18 protein-coding genes and 1 pseudogene are annotated in these 21,741 nt (G+C 40.4%); 5 read left to right on the forward strand and 14 right to left on the reverse strand.

Features of this window, described 5'->3' with window-relative positions; all coding sequences use genetic code 11:
• Window positions 1-11: 11 nt before the first annotated feature.
• The 3 genes from E4T92_RS05135 to E4T92_RS05145 form a co-directional block, all read right to left on the reverse strand.
• The gene (locus E4T92_RS05135) at window positions 12-908 is read right to left on the reverse strand and encodes a DMT family transporter (RefSeq protein ID WP_135093687.1); all 897 of its coding nucleotides are present in this window, start codon (window positions 906-908) and stop codon (window positions 12-14) included.
• A gap of 67 nt (window positions 909-975) precedes the next feature.
• The gene (locus tag E4T92_RS05140) at window positions 976-1,992 is read right to left on the reverse strand and encodes an MBL fold metallo-hydrolase (RefSeq protein ID WP_135093688.1); all 1,017 of its coding nucleotides are present in this window, start codon (window positions 1,990-1,992) and stop codon (window positions 976-978) included.
• Window positions 1,993-2,023: 31 nt separating this feature from the next.
• A complete protein-coding gene (locus E4T92_RS05145; protein WP_228063554.1) occupies window positions 2,024-2,716 on the reverse strand; it encodes a DsbA family oxidoreductase in 693 nt (230 codons plus the stop codon).
• Between the two features lie 99 nt (window positions 2,717-2,815).
• On the opposite strand from E4T92_RS05145, the gene E4T92_RS05150 reads away from it, so the two are divergent.
• On the forward strand, window positions 2,816-3,649 hold the full coding sequence (locus E4T92_RS05150) for a LysR family transcriptional regulator (RefSeq protein ID WP_135093689.1): 834 nt from the start codon (window positions 2,816-2,818) through the stop codon (window positions 3,647-3,649).
• A gap of 19 nt (window positions 3,650-3,668) precedes the next feature.
• On the opposite strand, the gene E4T92_RS05155 is transcribed toward E4T92_RS05150, so the two are convergent.
• Window positions 3,669-4,316 carry a hypothetical protein gene (locus E4T92_RS05155; RefSeq protein WP_228063555.1) on the reverse strand — a complete coding sequence of 216 codons (648 nt, stop codon included), beginning with the start codon at window positions 4,314-4,316 and terminating at the stop codon, window positions 3,669-3,671.
• Between the two features lie 61 nt (window positions 4,317-4,377).
• Window positions 4,378-5,061 (reverse strand): 2,3-diphosphoglycerate-dependent phosphoglycerate mutase, encoded by a 684-nt coding sequence (locus tag E4T92_RS05160; RefSeq protein ID WP_077542938.1) that lies wholly within the window; start codon window positions 5,059-5,061, stop codon window positions 4,378-4,380.
• A gap of 175 nt (window positions 5,062-5,236) precedes the next feature.
• On the opposite strand from E4T92_RS05160, the gene envC reads away from it, so the two are divergent.
• Together envC and E4T92_RS05170 are read left to right on the forward strand one after the other, a co-directional pair.
• Entirely contained in the window at window positions 5,237-6,469 is a 1,233-nt protein-coding gene (envC, locus tag E4T92_RS05165; RefSeq protein WP_135093691.1) for a murein hydrolase activator EnvC, read from the forward strand.
• A complete protein-coding gene (locus E4T92_RS05170; RefSeq protein WP_135093692.1) occupies window positions 6,469-7,311 on the forward strand; it encodes a divergent polysaccharide deacetylase family protein in 843 nt (280 codons plus the stop codon). Before envC ends, E4T92_RS05170 begins: the two co-directional genes overlap by 1 nt.
• Window positions 7,312-7,459: 148 nt before the next feature.
• Here E4T92_RS05170 and E4T92_RS05175 read toward each other — a convergent pair whose 3' ends face one another.
• The 6 genes and pseudogenes from E4T92_RS05175 to E4T92_RS05205 all read right to left on the reverse strand — a co-directional run bounded on the left by E4T92_RS05175 (window position 7,460) and on the right by E4T92_RS05205 (window position 14,703).
• On the reverse strand, window positions 7,460-8,872 hold the full coding sequence (locus E4T92_RS05175) for a glucose/sorbosone family PQQ-dependent dehydrogenase (RefSeq protein WP_135093693.1): 1,413 nt from the start codon (window positions 8,870-8,872) through the stop codon (window positions 7,460-7,462).
• A 225-nt stretch (window positions 8,873-9,097) separates the two neighbouring features.
• Window positions 9,098-10,087 carry a murein tripeptide/oligopeptide ABC transporter ATP binding protein OppF gene (gene oppF / locus E4T92_RS05185; protein ID WP_135093694.1) on the reverse strand — a complete coding sequence of 330 codons (990 nt, stop codon included), beginning with the start codon at window positions 10,085-10,087 and terminating at the stop codon, window positions 9,098-9,100.
• The gene (locus tag E4T92_RS05190) at window positions 10,084-11,085 is read right to left on the reverse strand and encodes an ABC transporter ATP-binding protein (RefSeq protein ID WP_135093695.1); all 1,002 of its coding nucleotides are present in this window, start codon (window positions 11,083-11,085) and stop codon (window positions 10,084-10,086) included. Before E4T92_RS05190 ends, oppF begins: the two co-directional genes overlap by 4 nt.
• Before the next feature lie 9 nt (window positions 11,086-11,094).
• Entirely contained in the window at window positions 11,095-12,018 is a 924-nt protein-coding gene (oppC, locus tag E4T92_RS05195) for an oligopeptide ABC transporter permease OppC (RefSeq protein WP_135093696.1), read from the reverse strand.
• Between the two features lie 9 nt (window positions 12,019-12,027).
• On the reverse strand, window positions 12,028-12,948 hold the full coding sequence (gene oppB, locus E4T92_RS05200; RefSeq protein WP_135093697.1) for an oligopeptide ABC transporter permease OppB: 921 nt from the start codon (window positions 12,946-12,948) through the stop codon (window positions 12,028-12,030).
• A 118-nt stretch (window positions 12,949-13,066) separates the two neighbouring features.
• Window positions 13,067-14,703, reverse strand: a pseudogene (locus tag E4T92_RS05205) (ABC transporter substrate-binding protein).
• Window positions 14,704-14,949: 246 nt separating this feature from the next.
• On the opposite strand from E4T92_RS05205, the gene tal reads away from it, so the two are divergent.
• The gene (gene tal / locus E4T92_RS05210; RefSeq protein ID WP_135093698.1) at window positions 14,950-15,903 is read left to right on the forward strand and encodes a transaldolase; all 954 of its coding nucleotides are present in this window, start codon (window positions 14,950-14,952) and stop codon (window positions 15,901-15,903) included.
• A 256-nt stretch (window positions 15,904-16,159) separates the two neighbouring features.
• Window positions 16,160-16,783, forward strand: a complete 624-nt coding sequence (locus E4T92_RS05215; RefSeq protein ID WP_077542953.1) for a DUF1440 domain-containing protein — start codon at window positions 16,160-16,162, stop codon at window positions 16,781-16,783.
• Window positions 16,784-16,874: 91 nt separating this feature from the next.
• On the opposite strand, the gene E4T92_RS05220 is transcribed toward E4T92_RS05215, so the two are convergent.
• Genes E4T92_RS05220 through E4T92_RS05230 form a run of 3 tightly spaced genes read right to left on the reverse strand, consistent with a single transcriptional unit; the run spans window position 16,875 to window position 21,581 of the window.
• Window positions 16,875-18,092, reverse strand: a complete 1,218-nt coding sequence (locus E4T92_RS05220) for an HlyD family type I secretion periplasmic adaptor subunit (protein WP_208605821.1) — start codon at window positions 18,090-18,092, stop codon at window positions 16,875-16,877.
• Window positions 18,092-20,284, reverse strand: a complete 2,193-nt coding sequence (locus tag E4T92_RS05225) for a type I secretion system permease/ATPase (protein ID WP_135093699.1) — start codon at window positions 20,282-20,284, stop codon at window positions 18,092-18,094. Before E4T92_RS05225 ends, E4T92_RS05220 begins: the two co-directional genes overlap by 1 nt.
• 31 nt (window positions 20,285-20,315) lie before the next feature.
• Complete coding sequence (locus E4T92_RS05230; protein ID WP_135093700.1) at window positions 20,316-21,581, reverse strand: TolC family protein; 1,266 nt, start codon at window positions 21,579-21,581, stop codon at window positions 20,316-20,318.
• Window positions 21,582-21,741 lie beyond the last annotated feature (160 nt).

Raw genomic sequence — 21,741 nt, forward strand, 5'->3', positions numbered from 1 at the left:
TATTGAAAAATCTATCTATAACGATTGATTAATTGTCGAATGCCATTAATATTCAATCGATATAGAACTAATGCCATTAAAATAAAAATACAGCCGATAATTTTAGATATACTCATCACTTCTGCCATAAAAATCACACTAAGCAACATTGTCCATACAGGTTCTAGAATCATGATTAATGCACCGTTACCCATATCACTCAGCTTTTGCCCTAAGGTTTGAAGGAAAAAACGAAGATTTGTACCAATCAAAATACTTAAGCCTAGCCATATCCAAGTGTTTGAGCTAATTTGTGTTGGAATTGATTCAACCATGAATGAATAGATGCCACAAAAAGCACCAACCATACTGAGCTGAATTGTTGTCAGTGCTAATATCGGAATAAATTGAGCGTAGTGGCGATTAAGCACAAATTGAATAGCCGCCCAAAGTGCTGTGAGCAAAAAGAATAGCGTATCAAGTTGAACACTTTCGCTAGAATCGCCCCCACCCGACGCTAAGAAATACATTCCTATGACCGCAACAGGTAATGCAAACCAAAATTGTATGATGGGACGTTGTTTGTAAATACCCCATGCAATCAATGGGGCAGCAAGCATTGCCAAGCTTAATAGAAATGCCCCTTTTCCTAATTCGGTAGTAAACTTTATGCCCAGCACCCAACAAAATAAATATAAGCTAAAAGAAAATCCGACTAACATGCTTTGTTTCCATTGTTGTGTATTGAGACCACATAATTGTTTCCAAGCAAAGGGAAGAAAAATTAATGCAGCAGCGGAAAAACGCAAACTCACAAAGGCAACGGCAGGTAATTCGGTAATAGCATTTTTTGAAAATAGCCAACCCAGTGCCGCGGCAATTGTTGCTATAAACAGTATCCATTCTCCCCGATATTGGTGAAATAGCATAAAACAACACCTCATAAAATGACCGCACTTTTCCTTTTTCAATGACAGAAATGCGGTCAAAATTTAGTTAATTTTTACGAAAAATACGATATTCAACAGGGATCCAACGATATCCTCCTTCTCTTTCTGCTTTCAAATGTCCTAATCCGGGGAAGGGTAAATGTGCTCCCGCAACCAACATTTTGTCTTTCACAATTTCAGGTAGCATATTCATACGGCTTTTACGTGCTGAAATGGAATCCGCATCAAAATCAACGGCGACTTCAGGGTGTTTCATTTGAATGGCGTGGTTGTGCATTAAATCTCCCCATACAAGCATTTTTTTGCCTTTTGATTCGAAAATGAAACCACTATGCCCTGGTGTATGGCCAAATAATGGAACAGATTTCACATTTGGAATCACTTCATCACCGGCATTATAAAATTTCACCTTATTCGCTTTTAAATAGGGGGCGGTGGCATCACGAGCCCATTGTACAAAAGGCTTGGCATTCTCTGAGATTTTATCCATTGCGGTATCCAGCCAAAAAGATTTTTCTTGATTAGATAAATAAATCGTTGCATTAGGAAAGACCATTTTGCCATTTAACGTGACACCACTGAAATGATCAGCGTGCATATGAGTAGGTAGAATGATATCAATCTGTTCAGCTTTATATCCAGCAGCTTCAAGACTTTGAAGCAATATACCTTTTTCATCAATAAAAATCGGCGCTTGCACATCACCTTTACCCGCATCCACCAAAATTAAGTTCTCTCCGGTATTGATTAAAAAAGCAATAATCGCCGTATCAACCCCGCCAGTGGAAGTACGAGGGGAAAACTCATGATTAATCATCGCCTCTAATTCTTCTTGGCTAAGTCTGCTATAATTAGCAAACAAAGCCGAATCTAAAGAAGCGGTACCATCATATAATGCGGTTACTTCAAAATCTCCCAACATCACTCGATAGTAACCAGGGACTTGGGTTAATTGCATGGGAACAATATTTTTAGCGGGCGTGTAGATTGGTGAAGCGAATGCCGCACTCATAGACACGGCAAGTACCGTACCGGTGAATAAACTGACTAATTTTTTATTCATATGTCCTTTCCTCATATTGAAAATTTATATATTAATGACATCCGTCAATCCCACAACTTACCCCTTGAGCAAATTGAGTATTATTAGCTTGATATATTTGCTCAAGCAGTAATAAGAATTGTTCGGGTGGTTGTGAGCCCAGCACAGAAATTTCACCGTTAATCATAAAAAATGGTACGGCTTCTACACCAATTTGTTTGGCTTGTTCTTCATCGCTGCATACCTCATCAGACAGTAAATCATCATCTAGAAATTCCATTACCTCCGTTTCGTTCAGACCAATATCAGCCGCCAATCTCACTAAATTTTCACAATCTGCGAGGGGAAGATTCTCAACAAAATAGGCTTTCATCAAGCGTTCATGCATTTCCTCACCTTTACCTTTTCTTTCAGCAAATTTTGCCAAACGATGAGCGGTAAACGTGTTTGTGTTTTGAGTGTTTTCATAATTCATCGCAATCCCTGCTCGTATTGCTAAACTCTCAATATTGCGAATCATCTCAAGAGCTTCCTCTGCAGTTTTATGGTATTTCCATTCAATACGCTCTTGTGTTGTACCTGTTACTTCACTTCCAATTTGTGGATATAATTCATAAGCTTTATGGATGATTTCCACGTTTTCTGCATATTCAAATTGCTCTAATGCTTGCTCTAAATAACGCTTGCCTATATAACAAAATGGGCAAGCATAATCCGAGTACACTTCAATTTTGATTTTCTTCATTTTAACTTCCAGTTTTGTAAAACACGCTGCAGTTTACTTCTTGCTTATGTTCAATAAAATACATAAAATGCACAACATTGTTTATTTATGCACAATAAAATGAACTTAGACTGGAACGATCTGCATTATTTCATCCTGTTAGTTGAAAAACAGACTCTAACCGCAGCGGCAAATGTACTTGAAGTAGAACATTCCACGGTTTCCCGTCGAATTGAGCGTTTAGAAAAACAACTTGAGATACATTTATTTAATCGCATCAACAAACGTTATTTGCTGACAGATGAGGGGAAGCACCTATATCATGAAGCAAAAAAATTACAGCTTAATATTCAACAATTTACCCAAGCAGCAAAAGATCATAAACAGCTGTTAAGAGAAGTGGTTGTCTCTGCACCACCATTTGTCGCCAAAGGCGTGCTAAGTCTAAAACTGAGGGAATTTTATCAACGCTTTCAGAATATTCGATTAATTCTACAAAGCGAGACAAATATAAGTAATTTACACCAACGTCAGGCAGATATCGCCTTACGCATCGCTAAGCCACAACAAAATGATTTAGTCGCCAAACGCCTACATGGCGTTGTTTACAATTGGTATGCCCATCCTCAATATCTTTCTGATCACACGCCAAGCCAATGGCAATATCTTAGTTTAAATTTAAGTGGAGAGCATAGCAATTGGTTAAAAACCCAGCTATATAATAGACCAATCATATTTGCTTGTAATGATTTCCAATTAATGAAAACCGCGATTAGCCAACAAATCGGTATTGGATTATTACCAGATTGCTATGCTAAGACATCAAATCTTGTGCAAATTGAAGAATTAGGTTCATTTAATTCCCCTATGTATTTGGTTATGCACCAAGATGTTCGCCATTCAAAAAAAGTGAGGATAGTGGCTGATTTTTTAGTAGAGATCCTTGGGAAATAACCCCCTGTCTCTTTAACGATCAAAACATTGCTTGCGCGTTTTCTACCTGAACAAAAAATCCATTTTCATTTAAAATTACGCTGTAATTCGTTTGATATTTTTTGCCATTGGTTTCCACTAATGCATAGCAACTACGAATACCTTGTTGTGGATAATATTGTGTTTCACGAGTCTGACTCGTTTGTTTTACCGTCATTGGTGTGCCTGTCGCCTTGCCTTGTTGTTTAAATGCGTCAGAAAGAACCTTCATCACCTGACTATCTTGGCATTTCGGCGCAATGACGTTTTTTTTAGCTTGGCTAAGTGGCATAGATTTCGACACCTCATTTTTAGTATCTTTCTCCACCACACTTTGCTGCGTTTTATTGTTCTTATTCGATTTCTTTATCTCTTTTTGAGCTGTTTTTTGTCCTTGTGATTTCGTACTTTTTTTATTTGCGATAGTTTGCTTTTTAACCGTATTTTTCTCCGATTTTAAGGTTGATTTTTTCTGTACAGTTTTTTTACTCGCGACGTTCTTGTCCTTGGCTTTTTTCTCTACATTTTTTACTGATAATTTTTTACTCTGCTGAACCCTTTGTTTCGGGGTATGATGAGCCGGCACAGCCATCACTGTCGTGGTCACAAAAGCCAATAAAGGCAAAAAAATACGGATTAAGTTGTTCATTAACATCTCCTTAAACAAAAAGTGCGGCTAAAATTAACCGCACTTTTAATCAAATTAAAAATTAAAGGTAGTAATGTTCTACATAGTTTAATTTGTCGTCAAGTTTTAATACTAACGGCTGACCGGTCGGAATTTCAAAATCCATAATTTCTTCATCAGAAATACCGATAATATGTTTTGCCAACGCACGAAGGGAGTTACCATGTGCCACAACCAAAACACGCTTACCGGAAAGCATTGCCGGTGCAATTTGATCTTCCCAGAATGGAAGCGCGCGTTCTAAGGTAAGTTTTAAGTTCTCTGCATTTGGCACCACATCAGATGGAAGATTTGCATAACGACGGTCATTGTGTGCAGAATTTGGATCTTTTGGATCTAAATCCGGCGGGGAAATATCATAAGAACGGCGCCAAATATGAACTTGTTCATCACCATATTGTTCTGCCGTTGCTTTTTTATCCAAACCTTGTAATGCACCATAATGACGCTCATTTAAACGCCAGTTTTTCACTTGAGGAATCCATAACTGATGCGATTCTTCCAACACGATATTACAAGTTTTAATCGCTCGGGTTAATACTGAAGTAAACGCAATATCAAATTCATAGCCTGCATCTAATAATTTTTTACCTGCCGCTTTAGCCTCTTCCACACCACGTTCGGTTAAATTAACATCACGCCAACCGGTGAATAAATTTTTCGCATTCCATTCACTAAAACCGTGACGAATGAATACTAATTCCATGGGGATCTCCTCATATTTTAACTAAAAAAGAATGCGCACTTTATAGCAAAAAATCCCTTTGTTTAAAAGCAAAAAGGCAGGATTTCCTGATCTTCCGCAAAAAATCCGAGCGAAACTTTTTCGCCTTTCAACAAATATGATAAGATTTGCGCAGTTTTGTGAATTAGGATGAATTATGTCGCTTTTTCTCTTCCGCCCAAAAGCATCATCGATTTTAACCGCACTTTTTTATTGTGCGGCGTTGTTGTTTTCAGCCAATAGCCAAGGTGCCGATCTCAACCAAATTCAACAACAAATCAAACAACAAGAATCCAAACTTGCGGAACAAAAACGTGAGCAGGCAAAGCTCCAATCCACCCTAAAAAATCAAGAAAGCCAAATTAATTCTGTCGTAGGCAAATTGCGTGAAACAGAACTCAGCCTTAAAGAGATTCGTAAACAAATTTCAGAAGCAGATAAACAAATCAAACAATTAGAAAAACAAGAACGCGAGCAAAAAGCAAAACTTGCCAAGCAAATTGATGTGATTTATCGTTCGGGATTAAATCCCTCCGTGTTAGAAAGAATGCTATCGGAAGATGCCAAAAAAGCGGCTCGAATGAAGGTGTACTATGAGCATTTAAATCAAACACGCATTGAGATGATTCATCATCTGCAAGCGACACAAGCACAGATTGTAAAACAAAAAGAAGCTATTTTAGGGCAACAACAAAGCCATAAAGGTCAACTATCAACTCAAAAAAAGCAGCAACAAGAATTAGAAAAAGTTCAACGTGAACGCCAATCTACATTAAATGAAATAAATAGAAATATTAATAAGGATCAAAATAAATTAGAACGTTTACGTGCTAATGAAACGGCATTACGCCAAGAAATTCAACGTGCAGAACAAGCAGCCCGCCAACAAGAACAACGTGAGCGGGAGGCTTTGGCACAACGCAAACAAGCGGAAGAAAAACGCACCGCTAAACCCTATAAACCTACAGTACAAGAGCGTCAGCTAATGAATAGTACCAATGGTTTAGGTTCGGCTAAACGTCAGTATAGTAAACCGGTAAATGGTTCAACGCTATACGCATTTGGCTCTACTCAAGCCGGTGAAGCCCGCTGGAAGGGGATGGTCATTAGCGCTCCAAACGGTACGCCCGTACGGGCTATTGCCAACGGTCGGGTCATTCTAGCGGGTCAACTTAACGGCTACGGATATATGGTGATTATCAAACACGGGGATAGCGATCTAAGTTTATATGGTTTCAATCAAGCGGTTTTCGTTAAACCAAATCAACTTGTTTCAGCCGGACAAACCATTGCACAGGTGGGCAATACTGGTGAAGTCTCCCGTCCGGCATTGTATTTTGGTATCAGCCGTAAGGGTGTTCCGGTCAATCCGGCAGGGTGGATAAAATAATGAATGTTTCATTAAAAAATGCGATCAAAAATTTCACTCTTTTTTCTACCGCACTTTTCTCAACTTTAGCCATTGCGCAAAGCAAACTCGCCATCGTCATTGATGATGTGGGCTACCATCCTAAAGAAGATGCAGCAATTTTTTCAATGCCTCGTGAAATCTCTGTGGCGATTATCCCTGTAGCCCCCTACGCCAAAGCCCGTAACCAAGAAGCCAAAAATCAAGGGCGTGATATTCTGATTCATATGCCTATGCAACCTATAGGGCAAACGAAAATTGAAGAAGGCGGACTACATTTAGGTATGTCAGCAGAACAAGTCATACAACGTGTTCAAGCGGCTAAAAATATCGTGAACTATGCGATAGGAATGAATAACCACATGGGGAGTGCCGCCACTGCAGACAGCACACTAATGCGCCACCTTATGAGTGCACTTCATGAACAACGTTTGTTCTTTTTAGATAGCCGAACAATCGGGCGTTCCGTTGCCGGAAAAATCGCTAAAGAACAAGGTGTACGTTCACTTGATCGTCATATTTTCTTAGATGATAGTAATGAATTTTCTGATGTACAGCGCCAGTTTCAAGCCGCTATTCAATATGCGAGAAAACACGGCACAGCTATCGCTATCGGGCATCCTCGGAAAAATACGGTAGCCGTTCTCAAACAAGGTTTACAACATCTCCCCTCAGATATTCAACTTGTTGGAATGGGAAGCTTATGGCGAAATGAACGCATTGTCCCACCAAAGCCATTTATTTTATTGTTTAACGATATTCCGGCACCAACTTCCACCACCCCCTACGAGCCGGTACCACTATTGCGCGGTGTACCCAAGTAAAGCACCACTTTTCTTGATTTATTAATAGGGAAAGATAGTAATATCAATAAACAATTTTGCTATATCAAAGATAGACTATTCCACCCCTCTTTCATCTCTGACCAATAAAAATCTGCACCTTCAACACTCAAGATGCAGATTACCTGTCTTATTTCGCCTCAAATACCAAAATTGCGCCTGAGTTTTGCATTTGCATGTTTTGTTTGCTGCCCAATCCAAGTGAAGCGCCTGCTGTATCAGTCATCACGTAGATTTTGCTACCATCGTGGTTGACTTCCACATTACGGTAGCGATTCGGGCTGGTGAAATGTTTGTAGAGTTCGCCTTGAACATCATCACTGTTACCATTCAATGGCATACGATAAATTCCGCCGCTTTTCAGCCCTGATACTAAAATAGAATTACGCCACTCTTTCACTTTGCCGTCTTTCGGATAGTAAGCAATGCTTGAAAGTGCCGCAGTTGGCCAACATAAATAACTGGAATCCGGACAATTCGGGTCGAACATATTATGTCCATTACGTACGGTGAAGAAAGTTTTTAGCGGATTACGATAATTTTCTTCCTGTCTAAAATCGGTCTCTTTTTGTGCCACCATTTTATTTGGTGCTTCCCCACCTGAGGTTTCAAATTTCGTATCGCCGATGGTTTCCGGTAAAGTATTACATTTGTCTGCTGTCGCATAGCTGGTATAAACATAATTTTGATTATCCGGATAACCTGCCACATGCGGCCAACCATAGTTCGCACCGGCTTCTAATAAATTCACTTCATCATCAGACCCCGGCCCTTGTTCTTCTTGGAATAACTTATCGCCTACAAATACAATGCCCTGTGGATTACGATGTCCATAGGTATAAACATGACTTCTCACGCCATTAATGACCGGATTATCTTCGGGAATTGAGCCATCAATATTGAAACGCAAAGTTTTTCCTTCATAAGCAGCAAAATCTTTGTTATCCACCTCTTGTTGGGTCGGTAAGCGTTGCGCACGATCCGCATAGCAAGTACGGGAATATTGGTTCGCGCCTTGATTACCGATAGTATAGTAAAGTTTTCCGTCCGGTCCTAAACGCAAGCGACCACCTTGGTGATCGGTGAAAGAAGCCAGGTTATCTAACACAATCTCCGTTTTTTCCACGTTACGGGCGTTTTTATCCAAAGTGAGTTTGACGATTTTAGTATGTTCTTGACCGTCTTTTCCTTTATACGCATAGGCAGCATAAAGTATATTGTCCTCTTTGCCTGATAAAAAATTCGGATCGAGCGTTAAACCTAACAACCCTTGCTGTTGTCCACCGTTTACCACATCATCAAAATGATGAATCACTTGGTGTTTGCCAGTTTCCGCATCCACTAATAAAATATTGCCACCTACTTCCGTGACCCAAAGCTGCCCGTTCCGGTCAATCGCCATATCCCACGGGCTTTGTAACCCATCCACTAAGACTTTACCGCTAAACGGCTCCGCCTGCTGAGTATTAAATATATCACCAACTTTGGCAAAAGAAGTCGAAGTGATTAGTCCTAAAGCTAAGAAAAGTGCGGTCTTTTTCATAAAATTCCTTATGTATTGTAAAAAAGTGGTGAATACTAACATAGTTATTTAGGGAAAATATAGAGTTATCAACCCTTGCAAGTTATTCCCATTTTCTCACCATATCCAGATGAGGAATGCCCTCTTCCAAATAGACATCTGATAACGCTTTAAATCCAAAATATTCATATTGAACATAGCCAAAAAACAAAATAAGGGGATTGCCTCTCCCTTTTTATTCCCCCCCTACACCTTCAAACATGCCACAAAATGAGTGCCGTTATCAGTATTAAATGCCGGTTTTTGTGTACTACAACGTTCATCTGCCAACGGACATCTTGTACGGAAGACACAACCTGAAGGCGGGTTAATCGGTGAAGGAAGATCACCTTCTAACAGCTGAATATTTTTATTTCGTTCCAATTTGGGATCGGGAATCGGTACAGCAGACATTAGCGCTTTGGTATAAGGGTGTTTAGTGTGATGATACACTTCATCGTCACGACCCAATTCCATGGCATTGCCTAAATACATCACCAATACACGGTCGGAAATATGTTTTACCACTGCAAGATCATGGGCAATAAAAATCAGCGACAGTCCCATTTCTTCTTGTAATGATTTCAACAAATTCACCACTTGGGCTTGAATAGATACATCCAATGCGGAAACTGGCTCATCACAAATAATCATTTTCGGCTCAATAATTAATGCACGGGCAATACCAATACGCTGACATTGTCCCCCTGAGAATTCGTGCGGATAGCGATTAATCAAATTTGGCAATAATCCCACTTTTAACATCATCGCTTGCACTTTTTCCTTCACTTGTTCTGCATTTAAGTGAGGTTGATAAATTTTGAGCGGCTCCGCAATAATTTCACCAATATTCATGCGAGGATTGAGGGAAGCAAGGGGATCTTGGAAAATCATTTGGATATCTTTACGTGTATCACGCCATTGTTTGGGCGATTGTTTACGTAAATCTTTGCCCAACCAAACAATTTCGCCTTCGTTTGCTTCCACTAAGCCTATAATGGCACGGGCAAGAGTGGATTTGCCACAGCCCGATTCCCCTACGATTCCTAAGGTTTCGCCGGCATAAAGTTGAAAAGACACATTTTTCACTGCCTTTAAGGTTTGTGGTTTAGCAAAAAAGAGGGCTTTATTATTTTTAATTTTGAAAGATACGCCCAGATTTTTGACCTCTAATAACAGATTTTTCTCTTTAATCATAAGGTTTGTCCCTCAAATTGTTCCGGCGGAATCCAACAGTTGCGTAAATGCCCTTGGGAAAGTGCGGTGAGTTTTGGTGCAGTTTTGCATTGCTCTCCGATATAATGACAACGGGGTGAAAACGGACAGCCTATCGGTAAATGTAACAAATTTGGCGGATTTCCCGGAATCGTGACGAGCGTTTCATTTTTGCTGCCAAGGCGGGGAATCGCCTCCATCAGCCCGAGGGAATAAGGATGGGTCGGGTGATAGAAAATTTGTTCCGCTGTGCCGTATTCCATCGTCCGACCGGCATACATCACAAGCACTTGATCACAAATCCCCGCGACCACACCAAGATCATGCGTGATCATAATAATCGCCGTGTTAAATTCCTGTTTGAGTTCATTCAATAAGGTCATAATTTGTGCCTGTACCGTCACATCCAGTGCGGTGGTTGGTTCATCGGCGATCAGTAATTGGGGGCGACAAAGTAATGCCATAGCAATCATCACACGTTGGCGCATACCGCCGGAAAATTCGTGCGGATACATCCCCATACGTTTTTTGGCTTCCGGCATTTTCACTGCGTCCAACATGCTTACCGATTCATTGAATGCCGTTTGTTTGTCGTAACTTTTGTGCAACATCAAAACTTCCATTAATTGTTCACCTATCTTCATATAGGGATTCAAGGAGGTCATCGGATCTTGGAAAATCATCGCAATTTGCTCTGCGCGGATTTTATTGAGTTGTGCCGTTGGTAAATTGACCAGTTGTGTGCCGTTAAATAAGGCTGAACCGGAAACTTTCCCGTTTGCTGCAAGCAAGCCCATTAAGGCAAAGGCAGTTTGGGATTTACCGGAACCGGATTCCCCCACAATGCCGAGGGTTTGTCCAGCATCTAAGGTGAAATTAAGATCATTCACTGCCGTAACAATGCCATCGGGGGTATGGAAATTGACGTAGAGATTTTGCACCTCTAATAAGTGCGGTTGATTTTGCTGTTGTTTTTCCATAAACCTCTCCTAGCGATCTTTCGGGTCAAGGGCATCACGCAAGCCATCGCCGATAAAGTTAAAACAAAATAGTGTTAAGCAGAGGAAGAATGCGGGGAAAATTAAAAGCCAAGGAGCGACTTCCATTTGTGCTGCGCCATCACTTAATAATGCCCCCCAACTGCTCATCGGCTCTTGTGTTCCCAAACCTAAGAAACTCAAAAAGGATTCAAATAGGATCAATCCCGGTACTTCTAAAGAGGCGTAAACCGCCACTAAACCTAATACATTGGGAATGATATGTTTGAGGATTATTTGACGGCGTGGCACACCGCATACAATAGCGGCTTCAACAAATTCTTTGTTTTTGAGGCTCAGGGTTTGACCCCGTACAATCCTTGCCAAACCCAGCCAAGCAATCGCACCAATGGCAATGAAGATCAATAAAATATTCTGCCCGAAAAGGGTGACCAGCAAAATCACAAAAAACATAAAGGGGAATGAACTGAGAATTTCTAAGAATCGCATCATCACCATATCCACTTTGCCGCCAAAGTAGCCGGAAATTGCGCCATAAATTGTTCCGATTATCACCGAAATTAACGCACCGGCAATCCCCACCATCAGGGAAATCCGCCCGCCAATGGCAACCCGAACCAGTAGATCACGACCGGATGAATCCGTGCCGAAGAAATGCAATCCCTCCGTAGTGGGGGCAACGCCCATCATATTCCAATCCGTATCTTCATAAGTGAAGGGAAAAAAGAAAGGGGAAAAAGTAATAAATAACACAATCAGCATTAAAAAAATTAAACTGACTACGGCGGCTTTATTGCGGAAAAAACGGCGTTTCGCATCTTGCCAGAGGCTTCGCCCCTCAAGTTGCATTCCCTCCACACGTTCTGCAAGTTGTTCTACAAATTCGGTATTTTTTTGATTAATAGGTTGGCTCATTGCACACTCCTAATAACGAATTTTCGGGTCAATGACGGCATATAAAATATCGACAATCATATTAAACAAAATAGTCAGCGTGCCAACCAGAATGGTTAAACTTAATACTACAGAATAATCACGGTTCAGTGCACCATTCACAAATAATTTCCCCATGCCCGGTAAACCGAACACGCTTTCGATCACCATTGAACCCGTGATAATGCCCACAAATGCGGGGCCGAGATAAGTGATAACAGGTAAAAGTGCGGGGCGCAGTGCGTGTTTTAAAATAATTCGATGGGTAGAAAGCCCTTTGGCTTTGGCGGTGCGAATAAAATTGGAATGAAGCACTTCAATCATTGAACCCCGCATAATTCGAGCAATTCCCGCCACATAGGCAATTGTGAGTGAGGCAACCGGTAAAATTAAATAAGGCAAGGCGCCTTCATTCCAACCACCGGCCGGCAACCAACCAAGCCAAATGGCAAAAAACAATACAAGTAGCGGGGCGAAGACAAAACTGGGCATAATAACCCCTGTCATCGACATACTCATCAAAATGTAATCCCACCGACTGTTTTGTTTTAATGCGGCGATTGTGCCGACAGAAATACCCAGCGTGAGGGCAAACAAAAAAGCAATGCTGCCGAGTTTGAGAGAGACTGGAAATGCCGCGCCGATTAAATCGTTCACAGATTGATCTTTATATTTAAACGAAGGGCCAAAATCACCCTTGGAGAGATTTTCTAAATAAAGAAAGTATTGTTTATGCAGCGGTTCGTTCAAATGATATTTTGCTTCAATATTTGCCATCACTTCAGGCGGATAGGCACGTTCGGAAGTGAAAGGGCTGCCCGGCGCCAAACGCATGAGGAAAAAAGAAAACGTAATTAAAATAAACAATGTGGGAATCGCTTCTAACACACGTTTAAGAATAAATTTGAACATGGTTACTCCCCCCTAAAATATGACTGAGATATTTTCTTTCTCTGTTTATGAGGCAAGAATTTGATAAAAATAAAAGTGCGGTCAAAAAAACAGGTGTTTTTCCAACCGCACTTTTTTCTTAATGCTTAATGATATAAAGATTGCGCAAGAAAATATGGTCTTGCGGATCTTTACCGGTATAGCCACCCACATAAGGTTTTACTAAGCGTGGGTTAACATAATTATAAACCGGCACGATAGCGAAATCTTTCGCCAAAATCGCTTCTGCTTTGGCATAGGCTTGCGCACGTCCTTTCGCATCGCCGGCTAAATAAGATTCCGCCATTGCTTTATCATATTCCGCATTGGCGTATTTTGCCGTATTGTTGCTGGAGGTCGATAAGAAATAGTTACCAAAGGTTGTCGCTTGGTTATAATCCGCACTCCAACCGGCACGAGCGACATCATAACGACCGGCACGACGGCTATCAATATAGGTTTTCCATTCTTGGTTTTCTAATTTCACATCAATTAAGCCTTTGGTATTGGCTTTCCACATAGAGGCGGCGGCAATCGCCACTTTTTTGTGATTTTCATTGGTGTTGTAAAGAATGGTGAATTTCAACGGGTTAGATTTACTGAAACCGGCTTCTTCCAATAACTTAATCGCCTCTTCATTACGTTTTGTCATTGGTTCTTGGGAATAAGACGGTTGCTGAATAAGTTCTCCCTCTGCGATATAAGTTGGTGTGAAAACGTAGGTCGGGGTCTGACCTTGCGCCATGACTTTATCTGTAATCACGCTACGATCAAGGGCATAGTTTAAGGCTTGACGTACCCGTTTATCATTAAAAGGCGCTTTCTGATTGTTGATTTCATACATATAAGTGGCCAAAGTGCGGGCAGTAAATACCTGATCCGGCAATTCTTTTTTCAACTTGGCGAATTGCTCAGGTGGAAGTGCGTAGTTGGTAATATCTAAATCGCCGGCACGATAGCGAGAGACATCGGTACTTGGATTTTCAATAGCTAAGAAAGTCGCCGTATTAATTACCGTTTCTTTATCATTCCAATAAAGCGGGTTGCGTTCAAATTCAATTTTTTCATTGATAACGTGATTTTTTAGTTTGTAAGCCCCATTGCTCACAATATTTTCTTTTTTCACCCAAGCATCACCAAATTTTTCAATGATTTTTTGCGGTACGGGCAATAAGGATTGGTGGGTTGTTAGGCCGGCAGCATAAGGCACAGGGTTAGAGGAATAAACCACAAAGGTGTAATCGTCTTTGGCTTCAACGCCTAATTCTTCCGGTTTTTCTTGCCGTCAATAATATCTTGCGCATTCACCACCTGCATATAGTCTAAAAAGCTGGCATAAGGTGAAGCCGTGTTCGGATTAACTAAACGGCGCCAAGAATACACAAAATCTTGAGCTGTAATTGGATCACCGTTTGACCATTTCGCCTCTTTGCGGAGATGGAATGTCCAAGTTTTATAATCCGACGAGCTTTCCCAGCTTTCGGCAACGCCCGGAATGAATTCACCATTTGGATCAGTGCTGACTAAGCCTTCAAAAAGCTGATAGGCTATTTGTGATTCCGGTACACCTTCCGTTTTATGCGGATCGAAACTTTGCGGTTCCGATCCATTATTAATCACGATATTTTGTACCGGTGCAAGCTCTGTTCCCACAGGCACTTGAGCGGCATAAAGGCTACCTGAGATCACTAAAGTGAGAGAGGACAAGATAAATTTACTGAGTAAGTGATGTTGCATAGACACTCCTTTCTTAGGGTTAATTATATTGAAATCTTCCTTGGTCTAATTGATTTATCTTAAATATTAAAATTTGTAAAGGTTTTATTTTCATAAAAATGTGACATTGATCACAGTTTCAATAAAAAATAGAAAACTCTAATTTTTCTTTAAAAAACAATTGAATATATTGCATTTCTCACTTTCACTTCAAATTCAAATTATGCTATCGTAATACAATCAAATTAACGAGTAAGGAGAAGACAAATGACAACTCAGTTAGATTCACTTCGTAGCATGACCGTTGTGGTTGCAGATACCGGCGATATTGAAGCCATCAAAAAATACCAACCTCAAGATGCGACAACTAACCCCTCTTTAATTTTAAGTGCCTCAGCACTGCCACAATATGCCCCTCTTATTGATGAAGCCATAAACTATGCCAAAGCACAAAGTAGCGACAAAGCACAGCAACTGATTGATGCGGAAGATAAATTAGCAGTAAACATTGGTTTAGAGATTTTAAAAATCGTCCCGGGACGTATCTCTACCGAGGTCGATGCCCGCCTTTCTTACAATACGCAAGCTACCGTTGAAAAAGCCCGTAAACTGATCGCCCTTTACAATGCAGCCGGTATTTCAAATGATCGTATTTTGATTAAAATCGCTTCAACATGGCAGGGTATCCGTGCGGCAGAAATTCTTGAAAAAGAAAGCATTAACTGTAACCTCACCTTATTATTCTCTGAAGCACAAGCGCGTGCCTGTGCGGAAGCTGGCGTGTATTTAATTTCGCCATTCGTAGGTCGTATCTTAGACTGGTACAAAGCAAACAGTGACAAGAAAGACTATGCCCCTGCTGAAGATCCGGGCGTGATTTCTGTGACCAAAATTTACAATTATTACAAAGAGTATGGTTACAATACCGTAGTAATGGGAGCAAGCTTCCGCAATGTGGGGGAAATCACTGAATTAGCCGGTTGTGATCGTTTAACAATTGCACCACCGCTACTCAAAGAATTACAAGAAAATTCAACCGCACTTGTGCGTAAACTTGAATATAAAGGTGAAGTGAAAGCCAAACCTCAACCGTTAACTGAAGCGGAATTCTACTGGCAGCACAACAGTGATGCCATGGCGGTCGAAAAATTGGCTGAAGGTATTCGTAAATTTGCCATTGACCAAGAAAAATTGGAAACAATGCTTGCTGAAAAATTATAATTTTAGCAGGCTTTTATAAAGCTGCGGTCGTTATTTTATAAATAACGACCGCTCTTTTTTTGGGCGTAACAGGCAAATTAAACCTTGACGGAATAAATAAATTGATGAAAAATCTGCCACCTGTTTCGCCTTAAAGCTGTCGCTCATTCACTTTTCCAAAAGACAAATGAATCATCGCACTAAGGGTGAAATTTCGTACCGTACTTTGACGATATAAAAAGTGCGGTTAATCTTTCCAACACTTTCGGAGCAAAATATGTCAGGTATTTTTACTCAAACTCCGCCAAATCGTCGCCGTTATGGTGTGGCGATTTTTGTCGGTATCATCGCAGGGATTATTTCTGCATTCGTAAAATGGGGGGCGGAGCATCCTTTCCCACCACGTAGTCCAATTGATTTCTTCGCTGCAGCTTGTAAGGTGGACATCACGGGATTGACCCAAGATCAAGTATTACAGGTTTGTTCACGTGCATTTCTAAACCCACCACACGTTTTCTTACGTGACTATCTAGGTATCGACCCAACAGAAGCAGCATTTACTTTTGCTGATCATGCCTTTAACTGGATTGGTGTAACACACATCGCCTTCTCATTGGTCTTCGCTATTGGTTACTGCTTAGTGGCAGAACGTTTCCCTAAAATCAAATTCTGGCAAGGTATCGGTGCAGGTATTATCGCAAACATCTGTGTACACTACATCACCTTCCCGGCATTAGGTTTAACGCCACCGGTTTCAGAATGGCCACTCTATGAACATATTTCCGAATTAGTCGGTCATATTTTCTGGTTCTGGACAATTGAAATTATTCGTCGTGATTTACGTAATCGCATCACCGGTCAACCCGATCCTGAAGTTTCTTTAAAAGAAGCGACTGAATAAAGCAAAAAAGTGCGGTGAATTTTCACCGCACTTTTTTATTTCAAAATAAAAAGCGTTAAATTTCCATGTTTAACACTTTTTACTCTATAGACTAACGTTCTTGCAATGCCTGTTTCATACGTGTAATTGGCTTGATGAGATATTGGAAAACCGTTTTTTCACCGGTTTTAATATCTACTGTTGCCGTCATCCCCGGCGTAATATCCAGCTTTTGCCCCTTGCTATCAGTGATTGATGTCCCTTGAGTTTCAATCAAAATTCGATAATAAGCTTGATCGGCATTTAAATTTAACTCACTACGACGACGTTCATCTTGTAATGTATCCGGACTTATTAAGGTCACTTTCCCTTCAAGACCACCATAAATAGAATAATCGTAAGCACTGATTTTTACTAAAGCAGGTTGCCCAGGTCGAATGAATGCTACATCTTTCGGGCTAATATAAGCTTGTACAAGCAAAGTGTCATCTAACGGTACAATTTCAAGAATATCTTGTCCAGCCTGCACCACCCCACCCACGGTATTAATACGGATATTTTTTACAACACCACGTAAAGGCGCTTTAATTTGTGAACGTTCTACCGGATCGGCACGCATTGCCATATTTTCTCTGGCTTGGGCAAGCTCAGACTCTGCTTGCACCAATTCATTATTCGCATCTGCAGAATAACGATTTCGACGCTCTGCAATTTGTTGAGCAAAGTCTGAAGACTGTCTCTGCATTCTGAGCAATTCGACTTGTGATACTACCCCTTTTTTTACCATTGGCTGAGTAATTGCAATTTCTTTATCTAAAAGTGCTTTACTTTGTGTCAAACCATTCACGGCATCAAGCATTGCTTTACGGCGAGCATTATAGGCTGCTGTTTCTCTTGAGATAACATCCCCAGGAATATCATCGGCAAATACTAATGGCTTACCGGCAGATTCCGCTTGTAAGCGAGCAACAACTGCCCGCAAGTTTTGCACTTTTGCTTCACTTTCACGTAAAATCGCAGAACTACGGGTATCATCAAGAGTAAGTAACACTTGCCCTTTTTCAACCACATCCCCCTCTTTAACCTTCATATCTTGAATAATCCCGGGATCCAAGCTCTGCACTATTTGCTCACGGCTACTTGGAATCACACTACCTTGTCCACGAGTGACTTCTTCAAGGGGACTAAAATATGCCCATATCACAAAAGTGACGAGGAAAATAAAAAAGAGAATGATGACCGAAAAAATACCTCTGTGTTTTTCAACCTGTAACGCTGCATTCAAATCATTAATTAATGCTAAATCTGATTGTTTTATTTTTTCACTCACTATTCTGCTCCTTCAGTCGTATTAGCGGCTGGCTTTTGTTGTATCTGAGATTCTTGTCCTTGAGGCGCTTGTTTTTGTTCATTTTTTCTTAAATGCTCTAAAACCGCATCTCTTGGCCCATCAATCGCAACTTTTCCGTTATCCATCACAATAATACGATTCACTAACTTCAATACTTGAGGACGATGGGTCACCATAATCATGGTGCGATTTCCCATCCAGCGGGCAAGTGCTTGTAGAACCATTTCTTCCGTTCCTTGGTCAAGATCACTAGTGGGTTCATCTAATAACACAACCCGTGGATCTTTTATGGTTAAACGAGCAAGCGCTACCAATTGTTTTTGACCTCCGGATAAGCCTTGCCCATTTTCCCCCAACGGCATATCCAATCCTCTTGGGTGACTATTCACCAAATGTTCTAAACCAAAACGATGTAATGCATTAACCAATTCAACATCACCTGCAAAATTATCCGCTCTGGCAATATCCAAGTTTTCACGTAATGAACCGAGGAAAAGACGTGGTGATTGCCCGAACAATGCGACTTGATTACGAAGATAATTTGGGTCAATTTGACGTAAGTCCACATTATCTAAAGTAACATTACCTCCACGAGGCTCATATAAACCGGCTGCTAATTTAAGTAGCGTACTTTTCCCACTCCCAACACGCCCTAAAATAGCGACTTTTTCACCCGGATTAATGGTAACCGATAGCTGTGATAAGGCATTCGGGCTTTCCTTATTATATTGGAAGTTCACATTATTAAAGCTAATTTTGCCTTGAGTTTGTTTTAAGGTAATGTACTTACGATCAGCGACTCTTTCGATTGGACGGTTCACAATTTCATCCACCCCTTTTAATGCTAAGCGAGCTTGTTGGAAACGGGTTGCTAATCCTGCAATTTGAGCAAGAGGGGCTAATGCTCGTCCGGATAAAATCACCGAGGCAATTAATGCCCCCATCGTAATACGGCTTGCTTCGTCTTCACTATGAATTAAATAGGTACCTAAAAGCACTAAGAATACAGTATTTAATTGCTGTAATCCGACAGAAAAATTCACCACAAAGTTACTTAAATCCTTAACTTTAATCTGTGAAGCCGAGGTTTTTGCAGTGTACATATCCCAGCGTTGTTGCGCCCAATTCGTAGCATTATTAGCTTTTAATGTTTCAATACCGTCTAATGCTTCAACGATTAAACCTTGACGTTGTGACGATTCACGCATCGATTCATTAATTCTTGCCGCCAATTTAGGTTGTACCGCAATTCCCACTAAAATTACAGTCGGAATAATAATGAGTGGAACAAGTGCTAATTTCCCACCAATTAAATAAATAACAAAGACGAATAAAAAGAGGAAAGGCAAATCTACCAACACAAGTAAACTAGCACTGGTCATAAATTCACGTACGGACTCAAAATCACGTAGGTTATTAGCATAAGAGCCTGAAGAAGCAGGTTTATCAATGAGCCTCAATGCCATTACTCGCCGGAATAAAGCGGAGCTAATAATCAAATCCGCTTTTTTACCGGCAATATCGGTTAAATGTCCACGAATCATTTTGGCTGCAAACTCAAAACTAATCGCTAATACAACCCCGATACTCAATGCCCACAAGGTCTCATACGTTTTATTTGGAATGACACGATCATATACATTCATCACATACAATGAGCTGACCAGTGCCAAGAAGTTGATAATAAAGGTAGCTAAAATGACCTGTCCATAGTAGGCTTTAAAACGCCAAATCACTTTCCAAAACCAAGCCTTTGGTAAGTGATACTCCGGTAATTCAGAACGAATATCAGACGTAACCTTTGGCTTAATAAACCAACAATACCCTAAATAAATATCTTTGAGATCATTATAATCTAATACTCGTTCTACATTATCGGTTTGACGAATATGAAAACGACGGTTTACCCCTGTTCCCTCAATTTTGCTAATCACCAAAGCTTCTTCATCTTTCAAAATCGCAACAACCGGAGTTGCAAGACTTGGAATATCGGTTAAAGCACGTTTTGAAATAGAATTTTCAAAACCGTAGGTTTTTAATACTTCTCTTAAAGAAGAAAAATTTACATCCAACCGCTGATCTCTCATAACTTGTGCGGTTAATGCTTCCTGTGCAATAGGCGTACCATGTAACTGAGTCACTAACGCCAAATGTTCAATAATTGATTTCATACAACTCACGTATTTCTTTTGTTATTTCTATTTAAAATTTTGTGGGCGATTTTTCTGCCCCAACCCAATTTGCTATACGAGCTTGAGAAGCCAAATAGGCTAATGCTGCGTCACGAAAATCATTACGCGCAGTCACCTCATCAAGCTGCACACGTGAAAGTTCTTGATATGAGTTCAAAAGATCCATCAAACTCTTTGCCGCAACATCAAATTGAAGTTGATTATCTTCAACTACTTTACGTTGTAATACTATTTGCTTCCGTGCAACCTCTGCCAGTCTTTGGTTTCTAACCATATCTGTCTCAGAAGTTAACGATTTTTCTTGCACAGAAAGTTCAATTTCACGTAATTTAGCCTCTGCCGCCTTTTGAGAATAATAACGTTGTTGCTCTTCATATTTTGTTGCCGGATTATAAATATCCCATGACATATTCAGATAAACCTCGTGCTCATGTCGATTCGCCGTACTTTCTAAATTGATTGCAGGTAAACGTCTTGCTTTTGCCGCCTTCACTGCTGCTTTTGAGCTATTAAACTCTGCTTGCTGTGCTAAATAACTTGGGTTTTGTCTGATATCAGCATTTTTATATCGGCTAATAAAAGTTTTAACATCAATATTATTAAAGGGATCCACCAACTCTTTCTCAGTTAATACTTGTCCACGATTATATCGACTTAAACGATTTAATGCAGATTGCATCACTCGCTCCTGCATCAAAATCGTTGTTTCAACCTGATTCTTACGGGAAAGTGCCTCATTTACTTCCGAATAACGCCCTTCATCATATGTTGCGATAACGCCTAAATCCTTTAATGTTTTCTCATGCCAACGCAAACTTTCTTTGTACACGTCAATCGTTTCTTTCGCGCGAAGTGCGGTCAAATAAAACTGAGAAATTTCTAACCCCATGGTTTCTTGCGTTTCGGTTAATGAGTGTTGATAGTAAGTTTCACGATGTTTATCACGTTCAATTTCCGCCTCAATACCTCCCCAGGCATAAAGATTCACCCTAGCAGCAACACCAGGTCCCGAACGACGTTCACTGGTATAACGGTGCTGTTGGCTTAATACCGATGTCCCGGTTAAGGATACTACAGGTAAATGCCCTGCCTCAGATACTTTTGTTTGGCTTGCAGCCATAGCAATATTCGCTTTTGCTTCGTCCAATGTTGGATCTGCTACAAACGCATATTTTAATATATCGTTTAATGGGGTTTTCGCTAAGATATTTGGCGAAAATAAAATAAATGCACTGGTAAGTGCCAATGAATATTTAGAAAAAGGTAAATATTTCATAACATTCCTTTCAGATTTTTTCATTCAAGTAACTCGATTTCAAAGAACCTCTAGATCTCCTAGCTATTGAATACAATAGAAAACAAGGGGAGATCTACACCATTTATTTTTAAAATCGAAAGGCCACATCTTACTCTTTTCTGCTTTTTTTTCAATTGAA

The organism is Pasteurella sp. WM03 (assembly GCF_004570945.1).
Lineage (GTDB): Bacteria > Pseudomonadota > Gammaproteobacteria > Enterobacterales > Pasteurellaceae > Rodentibacter.